Genomic DNA, 16,917 nt, shown 5'->3' with positions numbered 1-16,917 from the left:
CGGTGCTCACCGAATCCGGTAAGCCGGCGACGCTTGTCGGCTCCGAGAGGCTACAGGGCGCGCACCAACGCCGCGCGGCCCTTGGTCCGCAGACGGTGGATGGCCGAGCCGCGGTATTGCTCGATCTTGGCGGCCATCTTGACGCCGAGCTCCTCGATCTCCGCGTCGGTGATCTTCGCCTCCGGTGGAGCCGGGATCATGTCGCGTTCCTCTTCGTCGGCGTGGGCCTCCAGGACGGTCTTGAAGGAATTCCACTCGTCCTCGTAGCCGGGCGCGCTCTGCGGGGTCTTGAGCAGCACCGAAAGCTGATCAACCACCTGGCGGTGCTCGGCGTGGGCGACCGCGATCAGCTTGCTGGCCTGTTTGAGCGCCGGGTAGTACAGGTCGTCCTCGATGCGGAAGTGAATGTCGAGCTCGATCAGCAGGTCGTCGAAAAGGGCATGCCGCTCTTCGGAATTCACCGGTGCGTCGCTGATCTTGCGGCCGAGGCCCTTGATCACGATGTGGTGTTCTTTCAAAACGTCGTAGGCGTTCAATTGGCTCCTCCTTTTGCGATTCCTACCGCGCCGCCGGGAGCGGGCTGCTGCTCGCCGCGGACTTCGACCACTCCGTCGACCAATCGGGCCTCATAGCACGGCAGTGGCGCCGCCGCCGGGCCGCGCACCACTTCTCCGGACTCGGCCGCGAACCATGAACCGTGCCAGGGGCAAACCAACCGACCCCGGTCCATCCAGCCGTCGGACATCGGTGCGGCCAGGTGCGGACAGAATTCGCCATACGCCGCGACCTCACCGGGCTTGGTCTGGCAGACCACCAGGCCCACTCCGTCGACCTCGACACGTACCGGCTTGCCGTTCAGCGAACTCGCGGGCAGCACCGGCGTCCAGGTGGACGTGCGCAGCCGCGGACCCGACTGATCGATGCCGATCCCGGACTCGAAGACCAGCGCACCACCGAGGTAGCTGCCGATGACGGTGATGCCGTAACCCAGGGCGGTGAGCACGATCCCGCGACCGTGGCGCCCCTTGCGCCGGTCCCACCAGGACTGCATGTACAGCACGGTGGCGGCCACGTTCACCAGGCCGTGTACAGCGCCGACCCGGCGCTCCTCCTCGTGGGTGTGCTGCCAGTCGGTGACACCGGTGACGGCCGAACCGAGGCTCGCCAGGATGCCCACCCCCAGCGCGCGCGACGCGAATCGCGAGGCATCGACGACCTCGGAAGCCGGCTGTCCGGGCAGGATGCTGAGCGCGTCCAGCGCCACCGTCGTCCCGAGGGCGCCACTGGTCAGTGACGCCAACGGCGGGTGCACCGGGTGCCCGAGCCAGACTCCGTTGAGAGCGTTGGTGACGGTGTTGCGGGCGTCGCCCAGCCCGTTGTAGGCGAAGCTGAGCAGGTGTTCGAACCGATAGCTCGGTCGATCAATCCACTCCTGGCGCCCGATAGCGGCCAGAACCTTCGATCCGACCTGCTGCAATCGACCCCCTCGTGGTCGACCCACCATGGCACCAGTTCCTTCCTCAGATCAGCGGAAAAAGACCGTTAATCTCCGCAGAACCGAACGATTACCCGTTGTTTACGCCGCGCTCACTGGCGCGGAATGGCTGTCGTGAACCACCGTAGCCGCGGGCCCCCGCCTTTTAATTGCGTGCAACCTGTGAATTGGCACCAAGCATTCTTGTAGAAACCTGGTGACGTGGCGGCCTGGTGATTGACCGCCGCCGACAACTACGAGATTCTACTAAGCGGAGAGTGTTTCTGTAGAACAGAGAGATTGCAGGGGCTATGTCAGATCGTCACGGCGAATTGGTCGAGGTCTTCGAGAACGTGCGCCGGGGGATGATCCCCGCGCACATCTACAACGACCGGGAACTGTTCGCGCTGGAGAAGCAACGGCTGTTCAGCCGGGCGTGGACGTTCGTGGGACACGAATCAGAGATCGGCCAGGACGGCGACTACGTGGTGCGCCGCGTCCTCGACGACTCGTTCATCATCACCCGCGACTCGCAGGGCACCGTGCGGGCCCTGTTCAATATGTGCCTGCACCGCGGAATGCAGGTCTGTCGCGCGGAGATGGGAAACGCCTCCAACTTCCGCTGCCCCTACCACGGCTGGACCTACCGCAACGACGGCCGACTCACCGGGCTACCGTTCCACCGGGAGGCCTATGGCGGCGACGAGGGGTTCACCAAGGACCAAACCCTGTTGCCTGCACCGAATTTCGCGAGTTACAACGGCCTGTTGTTCATCAGCATGGATCCGAAAGCCGAACCGCTAGAAGACTTCCTCGGCGACTTCAGGTTCTATCTGGATTACTACACCAAGCAGAGCGCCGGCGGAGTCCAGGTGCGGGGGCCGCAACGCTGGCGGATCAAAGCCAACTGGAAGATCGGCGCGGAGAATTTCGCCGGCGACATGTACCACACGCCTCACACCCATGCGTCGATCGTCGACATCGGGCTCTTTCGCGAGCCGAAAGCGCAGAAGCGCAAGGACGGCGCCACCTACTGGGCCCACCGCGGCGGTGGAACCACCTACAAACTTCCACCGGGCAGCTTCGAAGAGCGGATGCGCTACGTCGGCTACCCCGACGAGATGATCGGCCGGATCAAGGATTCCTGGACACCGCAACAGCAACGGGTGGTGGGCGAGGACGGATTCATGATCTCGGCTGCGACGTGCTTTCCGAACCTGAGCTTCGTGCACAACTGGCCCAAGGTGCATGACCGGGAAGATCAGGTGCTGCCATTCATCTCCATCAGGTTGTGGCAGCCGATCAGCGAGAACGAGACCGAAGTGTGCTCGTGGTTCGCGGTGGACTCCGCCGCTCCCCCGCAGTACAAACAAGATTCGTACAAGGCGTATTTGATGTGCTTCGGGTCGACCGGCATGTTCGAACAAGATGACGTGGAGAACTGGGTGTCGCTGACCACCACCGCGGGTGGTTCCATGGCGCGACGGCTGCTGCTGAACAGCCGGATGGGTCTGCTCGCCGATGACCGCCCCGTCATCGAGGCGTTGTCGCCCAGCGCTTTCCACGGGCCCGGACACGCACAGGTCGGCTACAACGAACACAATCAGCGAGCGTTGCTGAACATGTGGACCGACTACCTGCAGAGGGTGCCGGCATGAGAAAGCCCCTGCCATCACTGCCATTTGATGACACGCGGCACCTCGAAGCACACCGGTTCCTGGTGGACGAGGCCTACCTGCTGGACGCCCAGCAGTATGAGCCGTGGCTGGACATGTTGACCGACGACGTCCGCTACGTCATGCCGGTCCGCGTCACGACCGCGCGCGGCGCGAGTCTCGACACCTCGCCGGAAAGGGGGCCCGGCATGGATCATTTCAACGAGGACAAGTATTCGCTGAGCCAGCGTGTCGCGCGGATGGGCACCGAGCACGTGTGGGCCGAGGACCCGCCGTCGCGGCTGCGCCATTTCATCACCAACGTGCGCACCTTCACCGGCCACGACGACGCGCACCTGATCGTCGAATCGGCCGAGCTGCTGTTTCGCAGCCGGGGCGACGTCAACGACAGCGCCCTGATGTCGTGCGGGCGCGAAGACGTGTTGCGCTGGTGCGATGATCGCTGGAAGCTGGCCCGCCGCAAGATCATCGCCGACGAGTCGGTGCTACGGATGCAGAACCTGGCGGTGTTTCTATGAACGGTGCTGGCAATGGACGATGAACTGCAGCAGCTGCTCGAGGGCGCGGTCGGCGAAGCGATCAGCGTCGCAAACGAATTCACCGAGGTCGTGGTGCGCCGGGTCGACACCCGGAATGGGTCACGGCTGTTGATCAGTGCACCCAAATCCGGACAGTGGATCACCCTGGACGCGCTCGAGGTCGAGGCATTGACCTGGCAGAACCCCCGGACCCTGGCTGCCATGGTCGGCAATTCCCATGCGCCGCTGCTGCCCGACGACAGCGAACCCCGGCCATGACCGGCTGGCTCGAGGGCAAACGCGCCCTGGTCGTCGGTGCCGGTTCCGGGATCGGGCGGGCGGTGGTAGCGGCCTTCGGCGCCGAAGGCTCGAATGTTGCTGTGCTGGAACGTGATCCGCACAAGTGCGACGCGTTGCGCCAGCAGTTGCCGCAGGTGCCGGTGATCGAGGGCGACGCCACCACCCGCGAGGCCAACGACCGCGCCGTGGCCGCCGCGGTGGATACCTTCGGCGGGCTGGACACCCTGGTCAACTGTGTGGGGGTCTTCGACTTCTACCGGGGCGTGGGCGAAATCGAGGCCGACGCGCTCCCCGATGCGTTCGATGAGATGTTTCGCACCAATGTGCTCAGCCATCTGCAGTCGGTCAAATCCGCGATCCCGGCACTGCGGGCCGCTGGGGTTTCAGCGGGGTCCTCGATCGTGCTGACCGAGTCCGCGTCGTCGTTCTATCCCGGACGCGGTGGTGTGCTCTACGTGTCGTCGAAATTCGCGGTGCGCGGGCTGGTGTCGGCGCTGGCGCACGAACTGGCGCCGCAGATCCGCGTCAACGGGGTGGCACCCGGCGGCACGCTCAACACCGACCTGCGCGGCCTGTCCAGCCTCGGGCTCGAGGCGACCCGCCTGGACGACAGCCCCGAGCGGACGCGGGATGTCGCCGCGCGCACTCCCCTGCACGTCGCGCTCACCGGCGAGGACCACGCGTGGAGTTACGTGTTCCTGGCATCCGAACGGTCCCGCGGGATCACCGGCGAAACCGTCCGGCCAGACGGCGGATTCGGGCTGGGCGCGCCGCGATGACGGACCTGGCGCAACAGCGCGCTCTGGTGGCGCAGGGCTGCCGCGTCGCGGCGGCCCGCGGACTGGTCGACGGCATCCTCGGCCACCTGAGCCTGCGGGTCGACGACGAGCACCTGCTGGTGCGCTGCCGAAGCGATACCGACACCGGGGTGGCCTTCACCCGTTCCAGCGACATCCGGCTCATCACATTCGACGGAACCGCCGGTGCCCCAGGCGAACTCGACGGGTACCGCGTTCCCAACGAACTGCCGATCCACGTTGAAACGATGCTGGCCGATGCGCGGCACGCGGCCGTCGCGCATCTGCACCCGCCGGACGTGGTCGCCGCCGATCTGGCCGGCATCGTGATCCGGCCGGTTTACGGTGCCTACGACATTCCGGGCGCCTGGCTGGCGCGCGGCGGCGTCCCCGTTTACGAACGGGCGGTGCTGATCCGCAATTCGCGCCTGGGCAAGGAAATGGTGGCCGCGATGCGCGGCCGGCCGGTGGTGATCTGCCGCGGGCACGGAATCACCAGCGCCGCCGCCACGGTGCCGCGCGCGGTGCTGCAGGCGATCAGCCTCGACGCGCTGGCCCGGATGTCGTTGCGGGTGCGCGCGGCTGGTGGCACCTTGCGTGGCATCGACGACGCGGACTGGGATGACCTGCCCGACTTGGGATCTGCGTTCACCGACGAGGCGGCCTGGCGGCACGAAGTGGCGCGGCTTTCAGATCAGCCGAGCTGATCGCCGATCTCCTTCGCGGCCGCCCCAAGTGCCGCGGCCACCGCCGAATACCGCGAGGCATCCAGCCGGTTTTGTGGCGCGGCGGCGTTGAGCGCGAGCCGCAGCCCGGGCGCACGGGTGGGGATCGGTACCGCGACCGAAGCGACGCCTTCCTCACTCTCTTCCCGGTTGGTGGCGTAGCCGCGCTCGCGGATACCGGAAAGCTCGGCTTCCAACTCGGTACGGCTGCCGATCGAATGCGAGGTGATGCGCTCGAGCTGCTCACGCGGCAGCAGCGCACGCAATTCCGGTGACGACAGCTGGGCCAGCATGACCTTGCCCGTCGAGGTGCAATGGGCCGGCATGGTGCGGCCCAGCCGCGACGCCACCCGCACCGCGGCCGGCGCCTCGACGGCGGCGACGAATCGGACGCTGGCCCCGTCCAGCATTCCGACGTGCACCGTCTCGCGCAGTTGTTCACTGAGGCTGCGCATGACGGGCGCCGCGGATCGCGCGATGTCGATGCGGCCGAAGATCGCGAATGCCACCCCACTCAACGACGGACCGGGCAGGTACGCCTTGGACACCGGGTCTTGCCGGACGAACCCGCGGTAGGCCAGCATCGCCAGCAACCGATGCGCGGTCGACGACGCTACGCCCAGATAGCGGGTCGCCTCGCTCAACCGGATCTGGGGCTGCTCGCCCAACAGCAGTAACAGCTTGAGCGCATTGTCGACCGACTCGATCGGATACTGCGGCGCAAGCGAATCGGCGGCCGGGGCCGTCGCGGCATCCTCGGCGGCCGGCTCACGCTTGTGTGGCATGCACCCACGGTAACCAGTTATGGGCGCGGCTTCGGGTTATTCTCGGCATCGTGAGCGGGGCTATTCACGCTGGATACCACCGTTACGTCGCCATCGGTGACAGCCAGACCGAGGGCTTGTGGGACGGCGACGACACGGTCGGCCTGCTCGGATTCGCCGACCGACTCGCGGTGAGGGTCGATTCGCTCTATCCCGGCCTGCAATACGCCAACCTCGCGATCCGCGGTAAACGGATTGGCCACGTGCTCACCGAGCAGCTGCCGCAGGCACTGGCGATGCGGCCCGATCTGATCACCGTGTGCGCCGGGATGAACGACGTCATCCAGCCGGGGCGGTCGTTCGGTCCCGCCCTGGCCGACCTCGAGCACATCTACGCCGGGCTGGCCGAATCGGGCGCGACGGTGGTGACGACGACCTTCCCGAACGTCGCGCAGTTCCTGCCGCTGGGACGCCTGGTGGCGGGTCGGCTTGCCCGCATCAACGGCGCGATCAGCGCGGCCGCCGATCGCTACGGGTTCCGGCTCGTCGACCTGTACAACGCGCCCTCGATGCGCGAGTTGGACACCTGGGCCATCGACCGGGTGCACGCCTCCAGCAAGGGCCATGCGCTGTTCGCCGCCGCGGCCGCCGAAGCCCTCAATTTGCCTGACAGCAACCACGATTGGGCACGCGGTCGCCTCCATTGCGCCCAGCGTTCCTTTGCGGCCGGCACGTACGAACAGTTGCGCTGGACACAAGAGAGTTTCTTCCCGTGGATCTGGCGGCGGCTGCGCGGCCTCTCGTCCTACGACGGGCGCGAACCCAAACGTCCGCGGCTGGAGGGGCTGGGCACCCCCAGCGAATTCAACCGCACACCTAAGCCAACGGATCCCCGGTCGGTCAGGCATTCTTGACGCATGAATCTAGCGCCCTTGCTGCACTCGATTCCCCCGCTCGCGGTCTACCTGGTGGTCGGCGGTGTGGTCGGGATCGAGAGCCTGGGCATCCCGCTACCGGGTGAGATCGTGCTGGTCACCGCGGCGCTGATGTCGTCGCACCATGACCTGGCCGTCAATCCGCTCGGGGTCGGCATCGCGGCGGTGATCGGCGCGGTGATCGGCGATTCGATCGGCTACGCGATCGGGCGCCGGTTCGGCATGCCGCTTTTCGACCGGCTCGGGCGGCGGTTCCCCAAACACTTCGGTCCCGGACACGTCGCGCTTGCCGAAAAGCTGTTCAACCGCTGGGGTGTTCGGGCCGTCTTCCTCGGCCGCTTCATCGCGCTGCTACGGATTTTGGCCGGCCCGCTGGCCGGGGCGCTGAAGATGCACTACCCCCGATTCCTGGCCGCCAACGTCTCGGGCGCCATCTGCTGGGCGGGCGGCACCACCGCGCTGGTGTACTTCGCCGGAATGGCCGCCGAACGCTGGCTGGAACGGTTCTCCTGGATCGGGCTGGTGATCGCCGTCGTGGCCGGGCTGACCGCCGCAATCCTGTTGCGGGAACGCACATCACGAATGATCGCGGAATTGGAGGCCGAGCATTACCGCAAGACCGGCAGCACCGCGTCCGACACCGTCTGACTACACGGCCTCGACGGTGTCCGCCGCCAGTGGCGGCCGGTGTTCGTCGATCAAAGTGCGGGCCATCCGGCGGGCGCGCAGCCCGGCGTCGAGATCCCCGACGGCGGCCAGAATGATCGAGCCCTTCATCAGGATGTGCCACGACGAGGCGAAGTCCTCGACGTCGGTCAAACCGGCCGCAACCGCGCGGCGACGCACGATGTCGCGGACGTGATCGATGTGGCCGATGCAGGCCTGGCCGGCCGGATGCGCCGGCCCCAGCTCGAGCAGCACGTTGATGAACGAGCAGCCCTCGTAGCCATCCCTGAGCTGAAACCAGTCGTGCATGACGTCGAAGATCGCCAGCAACTGCTCCTCGGGGGTGTTGCCGCGCCGCCGCGACTGCTCCTCGATCAAACCGTGGGTCCAAAGCTCCTCGCGGCGCTCCAGCACGGCCAGGACCAGGTCATCCTTGGTCGCGAAATGGCGGTACAGCGTCGCCCTGGCAACACCGGCCCGTGCGATCACCTCGTCGGTACCCACCGCGTGAATGCCACGCCGGCTGAACAGGTCATACGCCGCGGTCAGCACGCGTTCGCGAGGCGACGCGGCAGGTGGTCCGACATGGGGAGAAGCCATACAGGCCTTACCGTACTCTTAGCCCTTGCCAGTAGACAGACCGCCCTGTCTCGTTATAGAAAAGAGATTCGCACCGCGAACAGTCTGTCTTCAGACATTAGGACGGGCATCCATCGAGGCGTCTGAGGCGCCTGTCGATCAGGGGGTCCATCATGAATTCCGCCATTGTTGAAGCGATGCCGACCAGTCACCTGACGCTGAGCACGAAACTCGTCTACGAACTCGGTGACCCCCACAGCACGCTGCGGGCTACCGCGGATCGCAGCGGCCCGTCGGTGGTGATCTACGCCGGGGGCGAGGTCGACGCCTGCAATGAGGACACCTGGCGCCACCTGGTGCGCGAGGCGGCCAGCGGCGTCACCGCGCCCGGTCCCTTCGTGGTCGATGTCACCGGGCTCGAGTTCATGGGTTGCTGCGCATTCGAGGCGCTCGCCGAAGAGGCGAAAAGCTGCCAGGAACGTGGAATCGACTTACGCCTGGTGAGCTGCGAGCCGATAGTGGCTCGCATCGTCGACGCGTGCGGCCTGTCCGGCGTGCTGCCGATCTACCCGACCGTCGACTCCGCACTCTCCGCGGCCGCTCGCTGGTAGGGCATCGGGCCGTAACCGGCTCAATGGGCGCCCATCCCACCGTTGGTGCCGAGGAGGAATTCCTCCTCATCGACCCGCGAACCGGCGAACCCGCCGCGCACAACACCGCCGTGGCCGAAGAGGCCGAGCGGCGAGGAGTCGAACTGCAGCTCGAGCTGAGCAGTTGCCAGGTGGAAACGACATCGACCGTGGCGGCGAGCAGCGCTGAGCTTGGCGAGGAACTGAGCCGGCTGCGGCGCACCGCAGCGCAGGCCGCTGAGGCCGTCGGATTGCAGCTGCTGGCCTGCGGGCTTCCGCCGGCCACGCCGCACGAATTTCCGGTCACCGACACCCCGCGCTACCGGCGGATCGGCGAAGAGTTCGGAATGATCGCCCACGAGCAGGGAATCTGCGGATGCCACGTGCATGTGCAGGTGCCCGACCGCGCCGCCGCCATCCATGTCAGCAATTGGCTGCGGCCGTGGCTGCCGTCTTTGCTTGCGCTGTCGGCCAATTCGCGGGTGTACCGCAACGCGGACAGCGGTCACGCGAGCTGGCGCAGCGTGCTGTGGCGGCGCTGGCCCGCCGCGGGAGCGCCGCCGTTTTTCGCCTCAGCCGACGAATACGACGAGGCCGTGCGCATGTTGGTCGACAACGGGGTGATCCTGGACGAGGACATGATCTATTGGGACGTACGTCCTTCGGCGGACTTCCCGACGGTGGAGGTCCGGGTGGCCGACGTGCCGGCCACCGTCGCCGAGACCGTGCTGCTTGCCACACTGGTCAGGGCGGCGGTGATGACGGCGCTCGACTCACCCGATGATGCCCAGCGGCTGCCGCCCGCTGCATTGCGCGCGGCGTACTGGAAGGCCGCACACGACGGATTGTCCGGCCAAACACTCGATTTGATCCACGGCCGCGGCGCGGTGCCGGCGGGAGAGCAGTTGGGGGCGTTGGTACGGCGGGTGCGCCCCGCGCTGGAGTCACTGGGTGAATACGACCACGTTCGCGACGAACTCAACCGGGTCATATCCCACGGCAACGGGGCGATGCGTCAGTTGCGGGCGTGGCGCAAGCGTGGTGACGTGCGCGACGTCCTCGCCGAAGCCGCCGCGGCCACGCTGAGCTGAGGCACACCCGGGTGGCCAAAACCGTTGCCGCGCCGCGCTTCTCGTCAGGTCACCGCGAGCAGGCGATACAGCCCGATCAGTCCCACGACCACGATGATCGTGCGCAGCGCATTGCCCGACAACCGGCGCCCGTAACGGGCGCCGAGGAGCCCGCCGACCAGCGAGCCCGCCGCGATCAGGCCGGCGGCCGGCCAGCTGATCCGATCGAATGCCACCGCCGTATACGCAACGGCGGCAACCACATTCACCACCAGAGACAACAGATTCTTGGCCGCGTTCATGCGCTGCACCGATTCCGGTAGCAGAGCACCCATCAGACCGACCAACAGAATGCCCTGTGCGGCGGTGAAGTAGCCGCCGTAGACGCCCACGGCGAAGGTGCCGAACACCAGCGTCGCCATCCGGCGCGGGCTGACGTGCTCGGGCGAACGACCCTCCTGCTCGGCGCGCCTGGCCGTCCACGCCTGGATCCGCGGCCCGATCACCACCAGCACCAGCGCCAGCACCAGCAGCACCGGCACGATGTCGGCGAACACCTTCTCGGGCAGATGCAGCAACAGATAGGCACCCAGCGCCGCGCCGGCCAGCGACGCCGGCAGCTGCCACCGCAGCCGATCGGCCTGACCCCTCAGCTCGGCGCGGTAGCCCCAGGTACCCGAGACGCTGCCGGCGACCAGACCCGTCGCGTTCGACATGGTGGCCGTCACCGGCGGATAGCCCAGCGCGACCAGCGTCGGGAAGGTGATCAGGGTGCCCGAGCCGACCAGCGCGTTGATCGCACCAGCACCCAGCCCGGCCAGGCATATGAGAAACATCTGAAATGGCGACACCGAAGAAAAACCTTAGCCTGCCGCAGATTTCGGCGCGAGGTGGTGACTATCACCCCCGCCTCCCCGGGTCAGGCGGGAGGAGCTTCGGCGCCGCGATCCACGCCGGTCCGCAGCTTGACCGAGGCCGAATACGCCAGGGTCCGAAAGTGCAGCACCGGATCGTCGGAGGGTTCGATCCCATCGGTCACCCGCATCGGGTCGAACACCACGATGTCACCGCCGTGCTCACGCTCGGTGTCCAGACCGGTGATCGCCAGGGTGCCGACGGTGACGATCTGGGTGCTCTGCCAGGCCGCCGACGGGTCCACCGTCGAGTCCGACGGTCCGGCGATCTGCACCCGGAAGTCGAACCGCACCGGGCCGCCGTCCAGCCGCGCCGTCAACTCATCGGTGAGGAAGTCCGGATCCTTGTCGTGGGCGTCCGACCCCGACAGGTACTCCTCGGATATGGTCGGAACCAGGTGGTAGCGAACGAATCTGGCGCTGCCGTCGGCGGCGATCCAGCGGAAGGCGTGCAGGCCGTGGTATTCGGTGGTGGCGTAGCTGGCCGGGACCCGGTTCGCCTCACGAACGATGGGCAAGGCGCCGAGCAGCCGCGGATGGGTGAGCAGGTGCCTGGCCATGCGCAGCGGCGTCGTGAGGCCGGGCCGCATCGCCTTGAGCAGGTCGATGAATCCGTCCGGCGTGCTGGAGACGAACAGTCGGGCGGTCTGCGTCGAGACGTCGGTGGTGGAGCCGTCGGGCAGGGTGAACTTCACCGCCATCCCCCGCACACCGGGTGCGCCGTCGCGCTGCTCGGGGTTGCCCGATCCGTTGGAGAAGCGAATCAGGGCCGGGACCGTCGAACCATCGAGATGTTGTGCGCTCGAGAGCATGAGCGCATCGGGGGCGGCGGTGAACGTGCCGCGATACAGAGTGCCCTTGGCGTGCAGGGCGCGACAACCGGGCTGCGCTCCGCCGGCGCCCCGGATGGCCTCGATCGCCTCGTCAGGAGTAAGTCCACCGCTCATGGACGAATCTTAGTTGGCTCAGTCGGGAAAGCCGAAGAGTTCGACGACACCGTGATCGCGACCGGCGGTGTAGCCGCCGTCGACCGCCAGGGCCTGGCCGCTGACGAACGAGGCGTCGGCAGACAGCAGGAAGGCGGCCATGGCGGCGATCTCTTCGGGCTGCCCCAGCCGCTGCAAGGCGTGTTCCTTGGTGATGGAGGCCAGCGGCCCCTCCATCCCGGGAATGCTGAAAACGTTGTGCGCCATGGGCGTTTCGATGAAGCCGGGGCAGATGACGTTCGCGCGGATGCCGCTCGGCCCGTAGTCGAGTGCGATGTTTTTGGTGAGCAGTACGACGCCGCCCTTGGCCGCGTTGTACGAGCTGCCGCCCGCGGTGCCTTCCAGACCCTCGACGCTGGCGACCGTCACGATCGAGCCACGTTCACCGTCGACTCGGGGTTGATCGATCATCCTGGCAAGGGCCGCCTTGGCCACCAGGAAGGTGCCGGTGAGGTTGATCCCGATCACCCGGTCCCATTCGGCGCGCTCGAGCAGGTGCACCGGGCCTCCCCCGGCGACCCCGGCGGCGTGGAAGAGGCCGTCGAGTCGGCCCGGCACGGCGGCCAGCACCGCGGCGACCGCGGATTCGTCGGTGACGTCGGCGGCCACGAAGGTGAACCGCGCGCCCAGGTCGTCGGGCGGCCCGGTCAGGTCGGCTCCGATCACGGTGCCGCCCTCGGCCAGTAACCGCCGCGCGGTGGCCAACCCGATTCCGGACGCGGCGCCGGTCACGACAAAAGTGCGGGAACGGGCGCGGTCGGGATTCACCATGTCGCATCCTTTACGGGTGGGTCGGTCAGGCGGGTAGGCCCAGTCATGGTGACACACCGTCCCGCAATGAATTCGCAAATATTGAATTTCTGGTCACATCGGTTCGCGCCCTTGGCTTTACCAACACACCGGGGCGTTCATAGGCGGACTGTATCGAGCTATAGCAAACCGATCTTGGACATGGCTGCCGCCATTGGAGCACGATAAGCCACGGGCGATTTTGGTAGCGCCCGACGGCGTTAGGAATAGCGAATGTCGACAACTCCGCCTCAGGCGCTTCGCCGTCGGGCCGGATGGCGATTCGGGGCGATCAGCGCGGCCGCCGTGGTCGTCCTTGCCTGCACCGCCAACCGGTCCGAATCCTTGGCAGCGGTGGCACTGACTTCCGACGACGCGATCGCGATCGCGCAGGGCGTCTCGGTCAGGCCCGCGCCGGGCTGGACGGTGGGCCATCGCGGCCCGAACTGGGTGGCGCTGAACAACGCCGACACCAGCGCGCAGCTGCGGATCACGGTCAAGCCCGCGGGCGGCACTGATGCCGCCGGGCTTCTGCAGGCCGACATCGATCAATTCACCAGCAGCGCGGCGGCCATCTTGACCGATGTGAACCGCCTGACCCCGCCCGACACCAAGCCGCTGCCCGGCCCCAGCTTTCAGCAGGAAGCCTCCATCAACTACACGGCCACCGTGGTGAACCCACAGGGCGCGATTCCGGTGATCGGCACGTTCACCGAGTTGCTGAACACCGCGAACGGGCGATCGGCGTTCATCGACTTCCGGCAGGACAACGGTGCGACCACCCAAGCCGCCGGCGACGGCGGGATGATGATCAGCTCAATGGAGTGAGCCGCCGGCGACCAGCGCAGGCGAGGGCTGGCGGCGCGTGCGCACCACCGGCTCTGTATTAGCGTGCGCAGCACGTCCCTTATCACCAACTGGAACAAATCGACCGCGGAGGGTTCATGCCACCAGCCGACACGGCGACCGGCACGGCGGAGACGCTCGCCGGCATCGTCGAACGACACGCACAGCAGCGGCCCGACGCGATCGCGATCCGCTACGGCGAACGCCAGTGGTCGTGGGCCGAATGGAGCTCGCGGATTCGTCGCACCGCCGGAGCACTGCGCGCCGCCGGTATCGGGCGAGGCCAGTGCGTGGCCTTCCTGGACAAGAATCACCCCGCCTGCCTCGAAGTCCTCATCGCCGGCGCATCCATTGGTGCCGTCACCACCGTCGTCAACTGGCGGGTGATGGGCGACGAACTCGTCCATGTCCTCACCGACAGCGGCGCGCGCGTGCTGCTGGTCGGGGCCGAGCTGCGCCCTGCGGCCGAGGCCGCCGCCGCGCGGACGCCCGGCGTGGAACGCATCATCGAGATCGGCGACGAGTACGAGTCGCTGCTGGCCGCCGCGGCACCGACACAGCCCGACGCGAGCGTCGACGAGAACGAGACGGCGTTGGTGATCTACAGCTCCGGCACCACCGGACGGCCCAAGGGCGTGTTGCTCAGCCAGCGCGCGCTGGTCAATCACGCGTCGAACTTGGCTCCGGCCTTCCCCTTCGACGACGGGGATGCGAACCTGGTCGCCATGCCGTTGTTCCACGTGGGCGGAATCGGCTACGCGCTGTTCGGAATCCGTTCCGGGGCACCGACGTTCCTGACCCGCGAGCCCGACGCCGCAACGCTGATCGGCGCGGTGCGCGCCGGTGCCACGCACGCGTTCTTCGTCCCGCCGGTGATCGCCCGGTTCCTGGACGCGGGCGAGGCGGCGAGCGCCGCCATCGCGGGCTTGCGCTACATCGTGTACGGCGCGGCGCCGATGCCGCTGCCGTTGCTGCATCGGGCGCTGTCCACCTGGCCCGACACGAAATTCGTGCAGGTGTACGGGCAGACGGAATTGTGCGGTGCGGTCACCGCACTGTCCGACGACGATCATCGCGATTCGGCGCGGCCCGAGCTGCAACTGGCGGCCGGAAAAGCGGTGCTGGGATGCGAGATTCGCGTCGTGGACCCCGAAACCGGAAACCCGTTGGCGCCCGGGGATTCCGGCGAGGTGTGGGTGCGCAGCAACCAGAACATGACGGGCTACCTCAACCGGCCGGACGCGACGGCTGAGACCATCACCGCCGACGATTGGGTGCGCACCGGCGACATCGGTCGCATGGACGCCGATGGCTATGTCTACATCGAAGACCGCATCAAGGACATGATCATCACCGGGGGGGAGAACGTGTATGGCCCCGAGGTGGAAAGCGTGCTCATCGAGCATCCCGCCGTCGAGGACGCCGCCGTGATCGGGGTGCCCGACGACTTCTGGGGCGAATCGGTCAAGGCGATCGTGGTGGCCGACGGCGAGATCGATCCCACCGACATCATCGAATTCTGCCGAGGGCATCTGGCCGGCTTCAAATGTCCCCGCACGGTGGATTTCGTGACGGAGCTCCCCCGCAACGCCAGCGGCAAGATCCTGAAAACTCAGCTGCGCGAACCGTTTTGGCGCGACCGCGCGCGGGGCATATGAGCACACGAGCGGACCCCGCGTGACGCGCCTGCGCGATCAATGTGCTAGGTAGGCTCATTTCAGCGAGGGGTCGGCGAATTCGTCGCGGCGTTCGATCAGGCCGGCATCAGCAACGTGCTGAAGGTTGCCCCCCCAACGGCGAATGGATCGACTTATAGGCGGCCCTCGACGCGCAATTCCGGATGCACCCAGTCCGGTGAGCGGCGTTCCTTGAACGAGCGGAAGCCTTCGATGGCCTCCGCGTCGGCCAGGCTGGCGGTCATGCCGATGCGGTCATAGAGGCCCAGGTAATTGTCGATGCTGGACTTGATGACTCCGCGGGCGCGCGGTGCGCTCCGACAGCATTGCGCCAGTATGTCTTTCGCCGCTTCCAGCAGGCCCTCATGCGGCACCACCCTGGTGACCAGGCCCCAGTCGAGGGCTTCCACCGCGGTGAGCACCCGCCCGGTGAACATCAGGTCGCGGGTGCGCACCGGACCGATGACGCGGGTGAGCATCTGACTGTAGTAGGTGTCGGCGTAGCCGCGGAACAGCTCGGGCACCCGGAAGGTCGCCCGATCGCTGACCACCGACAGGTCGCTGCACAACGCGATCTGAAATCCGCCGCCCTGGCACAGCCCGTTGACCGCGGAGACGATGGGCTTGCCCGAGGTGCGCACCGCGTCGAACGGGGTCACGTCCATGCCCAGCGCCGAACCGAAGGTGATCCAGTTGTCCTCGCCTCCCCCGCCGCCCATGTCACCGCCGGGCGCGAAGACGTCGCCGGTTCCGGTGAGCACCAGCCCGGCCAGATCCGGGTCCTCGTTGAGACGTCCTACCGCATAACGGATTCCGAAATACATCGCGGGGCTCAGCGCGTTGCGTGCTTGGGGCCGGTCGATGGTGCACACCGCGATCGGCCCCTGGCGCTCGAAGCGCAGGTACGGTGTGCCCAGCCAATCGCCTTCGGGTGGACGGGGGGTGCTCTGCGGTGTCTGCGCCACGGGACTCCTCTCGGGTCGGCGTCGCCGCGGATGCGTCGCGCCGCAACGCCGCTACTGTAGCGCTTACGGTATCCGCGGGGCAGGCCGCCTACGCGTGGGGCAGGACGCCTACACGTAAGGCAGCGTGGCCGTCTCGGCGGTCGCGGCCGCATCGGCCAGCACCGTGGCGAGTCTGGTCTGCAGGGTGGACGTGGTGTCCCCGACCGGCTTATCGCAGAACCTGCAGAGTGTCTTGAAGTTCGGCTGTTCGTCTTCGTCCGGCCAGAACCGGCGCGGGCCCACCTGAGCCCCGGGGTCGAACTGCACCGACTGATGCGGAGCGTCTTTGAGGAGCCTGCCGACGGGATGACTTTGCGGGCATTCGAGTTTCAGCATGCCGACGCCCTCTTGATTGGCGACCACGATTTACCGTCCTCTCTGGTGCGCTGTCAGTGCAGGATCTGCGCGAGCTTGCGCCATCGCCGATGCCGGTGGCGGAACATGACCCGGACGAAGGCGCGGGTCAGCAGCCCGTGCAGGCCGTCGTCGGTTTCGATCTCGTCGGTATAGCGGCAGCTGCGCTCGTCGAGGGGTTCGAACGTCAGTGGGTGATTGCAGGTGTGCACGGG

Annotated in this window: 20 protein-coding genes and 1 pseudogene; 11 read left to right on the top strand and 10 right to left on the bottom strand. The window is 67.1% G+C overall.

Going from position 1 to position 16,917, the window contains the following annotated elements; genetic code table 11:
- Nucleotides 1–50: 50 nt before the first annotated feature.
- Both A5782_RS18405 and A5782_RS18400 read right to left on the bottom strand, forming a co-directional pair.
- Nucleotides 51–536, bottom strand: coding sequence for a hemerythrin domain-containing protein (locus A5782_RS18405; protein ID WP_067103226.1), 486 nt, complete (start codon nucleotides 534–536; stop codon nucleotides 51–53).
- The gene (locus A5782_RS18400; protein ID WP_067103224.1) at nucleotides 533–1,504 is read right to left on the bottom strand and encodes a Rieske 2Fe-2S domain-containing protein; all 972 of its coding nucleotides are present in this window, start codon (nucleotides 1,502–1,504) and stop codon (nucleotides 533–535) included. The genes A5782_RS18405 and A5782_RS18400 overlap by 4 nt, the downstream gene beginning before the upstream one ends.
- Nucleotides 1,505–1,785: 281 nt before the next feature.
- Here A5782_RS18400 and A5782_RS18395 point away from each other — a divergent pair, with 281 nt between their 5' ends.
- The 5 genes from A5782_RS18395 to A5782_RS18375 are packed head-to-tail and all read left to right on the top strand — an operon-like array spanning nucleotide 1,786 to nucleotide 5,472.
- Nucleotides 1,786–3,132 (top strand): aromatic ring-hydroxylating dioxygenase subunit alpha, encoded by a 1,347-nt coding sequence (locus A5782_RS18395; protein ID WP_067103222.1) that lies wholly within the window; start codon nucleotides 1,786–1,788, stop codon nucleotides 3,130–3,132.
- Nucleotides 3,129–3,668, top strand: a complete 540-nt coding sequence (locus A5782_RS18390) for a 3-phenylpropionate/cinnamic acid dioxygenase subunit beta (protein ID WP_067103220.1) — start codon at nucleotides 3,129–3,131, stop codon at nucleotides 3,666–3,668. Before A5782_RS18395 ends, A5782_RS18390 begins: the two co-directional genes overlap by 4 nt.
- A gap of 12 nt (nucleotides 3,669–3,680) precedes the next feature.
- On the top strand, nucleotides 3,681–3,947 hold the full coding sequence (locus tag A5782_RS18385; RefSeq protein ID WP_067103218.1) for a dihydrodiol dehydrogenase: 267 nt from the start codon (nucleotides 3,681–3,683) through the stop codon (nucleotides 3,945–3,947).
- Complete coding sequence (hcaB, locus tag A5782_RS18380; RefSeq protein WP_067103216.1) at nucleotides 3,944–4,747, top strand: 3-(cis-5,6-dihydroxycyclohexa-1,3-dien-1-yl)propanoate dehydrogenase; 804 nt, start codon at nucleotides 3,944–3,946, stop codon at nucleotides 4,745–4,747. The genes A5782_RS18385 and hcaB overlap by 4 nt, the downstream gene beginning before the upstream one ends.
- Nucleotides 4,744–5,472, top strand: a complete 729-nt coding sequence (locus tag A5782_RS18375) for a class II aldolase/adducin family protein (RefSeq protein WP_067103214.1) — start codon at nucleotides 4,744–4,746, stop codon at nucleotides 5,470–5,472. Before hcaB ends, A5782_RS18375 begins: the two co-directional genes overlap by 4 nt.
- On the opposite strand, the gene A5782_RS18370 is transcribed toward A5782_RS18375, so the two are convergent.
- The gene (locus A5782_RS18370; RefSeq protein WP_067103212.1) at nucleotides 5,460–6,275 is read right to left on the bottom strand and encodes an IclR family transcriptional regulator; all 816 of its coding nucleotides are present in this window, start codon (nucleotides 6,273–6,275) and stop codon (nucleotides 5,460–5,462) included. The genes A5782_RS18375 and A5782_RS18370 overlap by 13 nt on opposite strands.
- Nucleotides 6,276–6,325: 50 nt before the next feature.
- On the opposite strand from A5782_RS18370, the gene A5782_RS18365 reads away from it, so the two are divergent.
- Together A5782_RS18365 and A5782_RS18360 are read left to right on the top strand one after the other, a co-directional pair.
- On the top strand, nucleotides 6,326–7,168 hold the full coding sequence (locus A5782_RS18365; protein WP_082942998.1) for an SGNH/GDSL hydrolase family protein: 843 nt from the start codon (nucleotides 6,326–6,328) through the stop codon (nucleotides 7,166–7,168).
- A 3-nt stretch (nucleotides 7,169–7,171) separates the two neighbouring features.
- On the top strand, nucleotides 7,172–7,837 hold the full coding sequence (locus A5782_RS18360) for a DedA family protein (RefSeq protein WP_067103208.1): 666 nt from the start codon (nucleotides 7,172–7,174) through the stop codon (nucleotides 7,835–7,837).
- Here the strand turns inward: A5782_RS18360 and A5782_RS18355 are convergent, their stop codons facing one another.
- Complete coding sequence (locus tag A5782_RS18355; RefSeq protein WP_067103206.1) at nucleotides 7,838–8,455, bottom strand: TetR/AcrR family transcriptional regulator; 618 nt, start codon at nucleotides 8,453–8,455, stop codon at nucleotides 7,838–7,840.
- Between the two features lie 152 nt (nucleotides 8,456–8,607).
- Between A5782_RS18355 and A5782_RS18350 the strand changes: the two genes are divergently transcribed.
- Nucleotides 8,608–9,045, top strand: coding sequence for an anti-sigma factor antagonist (locus A5782_RS18350; RefSeq protein WP_067103204.1), 438 nt, complete (start codon nucleotides 8,608–8,610; stop codon nucleotides 9,043–9,045).
- Between the two features lie 23 nt (nucleotides 9,046–9,068).
- Nucleotides 9,069–10,154, top strand: a complete 1,086-nt coding sequence (locus tag A5782_RS18345) for a glutamate--cysteine ligase (RefSeq protein WP_067103202.1) — start codon at nucleotides 9,069–9,071, stop codon at nucleotides 10,152–10,154.
- A 44-nt stretch (nucleotides 10,155–10,198) separates the two neighbouring features.
- On the opposite strand, the gene A5782_RS18340 is transcribed toward A5782_RS18345, so the two are convergent.
- The 3 genes from A5782_RS18340 to A5782_RS18330 form a co-directional block, all read right to left on the bottom strand.
- Nucleotides 10,199–10,969: a sulfite exporter TauE/SafE family protein gene (locus A5782_RS18340; protein ID WP_156624020.1), complete on the bottom strand. Its 771-nt coding sequence runs from the start codon at nucleotides 10,967–10,969 to the stop codon at nucleotides 10,199–10,201.
- 83 nt (nucleotides 10,970–11,052) lie between these two features.
- Nucleotides 11,053–11,994 (bottom strand): catalase family peroxidase, encoded by a 942-nt coding sequence (locus A5782_RS18335; RefSeq protein WP_067103199.1) that lies wholly within the window; start codon nucleotides 11,992–11,994, stop codon nucleotides 11,053–11,055.
- Nucleotides 11,995–12,012: 18 nt separating this feature from the next.
- Nucleotides 12,013–12,804, bottom strand: a complete 792-nt coding sequence (locus A5782_RS18330) for an SDR family NAD(P)-dependent oxidoreductase (protein WP_067103197.1) — start codon at nucleotides 12,802–12,804, stop codon at nucleotides 12,013–12,015.
- A gap of 252 nt (nucleotides 12,805–13,056) precedes the next feature.
- On the opposite strand from A5782_RS18330, the gene A5782_RS18325 reads away from it, so the two are divergent.
- Together A5782_RS18325 and A5782_RS18320 are read left to right on the top strand one after the other, a co-directional pair.
- The gene (locus A5782_RS18325; RefSeq protein WP_067103195.1) at nucleotides 13,057–13,650 is read left to right on the top strand and encodes a hypothetical protein; all 594 of its coding nucleotides are present in this window, start codon (nucleotides 13,057–13,059) and stop codon (nucleotides 13,648–13,650) included.
- A gap of 116 nt (nucleotides 13,651–13,766) precedes the next feature.
- Complete coding sequence (locus A5782_RS18320; RefSeq protein ID WP_067103193.1) at nucleotides 13,767–15,326, top strand: long-chain-fatty-acid--CoA ligase; 1,560 nt, start codon at nucleotides 13,767–13,769, stop codon at nucleotides 15,324–15,326.
- Nucleotides 15,327–15,478: 152 nt separating this feature from the next.
- Here the strand turns inward: A5782_RS18320 and A5782_RS18315 are convergent, their stop codons facing one another.
- The 3 genes and pseudogenes from A5782_RS18315 to A5782_RS18305 all read right to left on the bottom strand — a co-directional run.
- The gene (locus A5782_RS18315; protein ID WP_067103191.1) at nucleotides 15,479–16,309 is read right to left on the bottom strand and encodes an enoyl-CoA hydratase/isomerase family protein; all 831 of its coding nucleotides are present in this window, start codon (nucleotides 16,307–16,309) and stop codon (nucleotides 15,479–15,481) included.
- Between the two features lie 108 nt (nucleotides 16,310–16,417).
- The gene (locus A5782_RS18310) at nucleotides 16,418–16,711 is read right to left on the bottom strand and encodes a hypothetical protein (RefSeq protein WP_156624019.1); all 294 of its coding nucleotides are present in this window, start codon (nucleotides 16,709–16,711) and stop codon (nucleotides 16,418–16,420) included.
- A gap of 26 nt (nucleotides 16,712–16,737) precedes the next feature.
- Nucleotides 16,738–16,917 (bottom strand): annotated as a pseudogene (locus A5782_RS18305) (hypothetical protein); the annotation flags it as partial.

It is taken from the genome of Mycobacterium sp. 852002-40037_SCH5390672 (assembly GCF_001665875.1).
Taxonomy (GTDB): Bacteria; Actinomycetota; Actinomycetes; order Mycobacteriales; family Mycobacteriaceae; genus Mycobacterium.
Note: the sequence above shows the minus strand (reverse complement) of the source record. Positions and strands in the feature narration are given on the sequence as shown.

What these genes read in the sequence shown, in the direction of transcription:
- A5782_RS18370 (WP_067103212.1), bottom strand. Translation starts at nt 6,275, where the DNA reads ATGCCACACAAGCGTGAGCCGGCCGCCGAGGATGCCGCGACGGCCCCG.
- A5782_RS18375 (WP_067103214.1), top strand. Translation starts at nt 4,744, where the DNA reads ATGACGGACCTGGCGCAACAGCGCGCTCTGGTGGCGCAGGGCTGCCGC.
- A5782_RS18400 (WP_067103224.1), bottom strand. Translation starts at nt 1,504, where the DNA reads ATGGTGGGTCGACCACGAGGGGGTCGATTGCAGCAGGTCGGATCGAAG.
- A5782_RS18335 (WP_067103199.1), bottom strand. Translation starts at nt 11,994, where the DNA reads ATGAGCGGTGGACTTACTCCTGACGAGGCGATCGAGGCCATCCGGGGC.
- A5782_RS18330 (WP_067103197.1), bottom strand. Translation starts at nt 12,804, where the DNA reads ATGGTGAATCCCGACCGCGCCCGTTCCCGCACTTTTGTCGTGACCGGC.
- A5782_RS18325 (WP_067103195.1), top strand. Translation starts at nt 13,057, where the DNA reads ATGTCGACAACTCCGCCTCAGGCGCTTCGCCGTCGGGCCGGATGGCGA.
- A5782_RS18360 (WP_067103208.1), top strand. Translation starts at nt 7,172, where the DNA reads ATGAATCTAGCGCCCTTGCTGCACTCGATTCCCCCGCTCGCGGTCTAC.
- A5782_RS18320 (WP_067103193.1), top strand. Translation starts at nt 13,767, where the DNA reads ATGCCACCAGCCGACACGGCGACCGGCACGGCGGAGACGCTCGCCGGC.
- A5782_RS18385 (WP_067103218.1), top strand. Translation starts at nt 3,681, where the DNA reads ATGGACGATGAACTGCAGCAGCTGCTCGAGGGCGCGGTCGGCGAAGCG.
- A5782_RS18390 (WP_067103220.1), top strand. Translation starts at nt 3,129, where the DNA reads ATGAGAAAGCCCCTGCCATCACTGCCATTTGATGACACGCGGCACCTC.
- A5782_RS18395 (WP_067103222.1), top strand. Translation starts at nt 1,786, where the DNA reads ATGTCAGATCGTCACGGCGAATTGGTCGAGGTCTTCGAGAACGTGCGC.
- A5782_RS18355 (WP_067103206.1), bottom strand. Translation starts at nt 8,455, where the DNA reads ATGGCTTCTCCCCATGTCGGACCACCTGCCGCGTCGCCTCGCGAACGC.
- A5782_RS18340 (WP_156624020.1), bottom strand. Translation starts at nt 10,969, where the DNA reads ATGTTTCTCATATGCCTGGCCGGGCTGGGTGCTGGTGCGATCAACGCG.
- A5782_RS18345 (WP_067103202.1), top strand. Translation starts at nt 9,069, where the DNA reads ATGGGCGCCCATCCCACCGTTGGTGCCGAGGAGGAATTCCTCCTCATC.
- A5782_RS18350 (WP_067103204.1), top strand. Translation starts at nt 8,608, where the DNA reads ATGAATTCCGCCATTGTTGAAGCGATGCCGACCAGTCACCTGACGCTG.
- hcaB (WP_067103216.1), top strand. Translation starts at nt 3,944, where the DNA reads ATGACCGGCTGGCTCGAGGGCAAACGCGCCCTGGTCGTCGGTGCCGGT.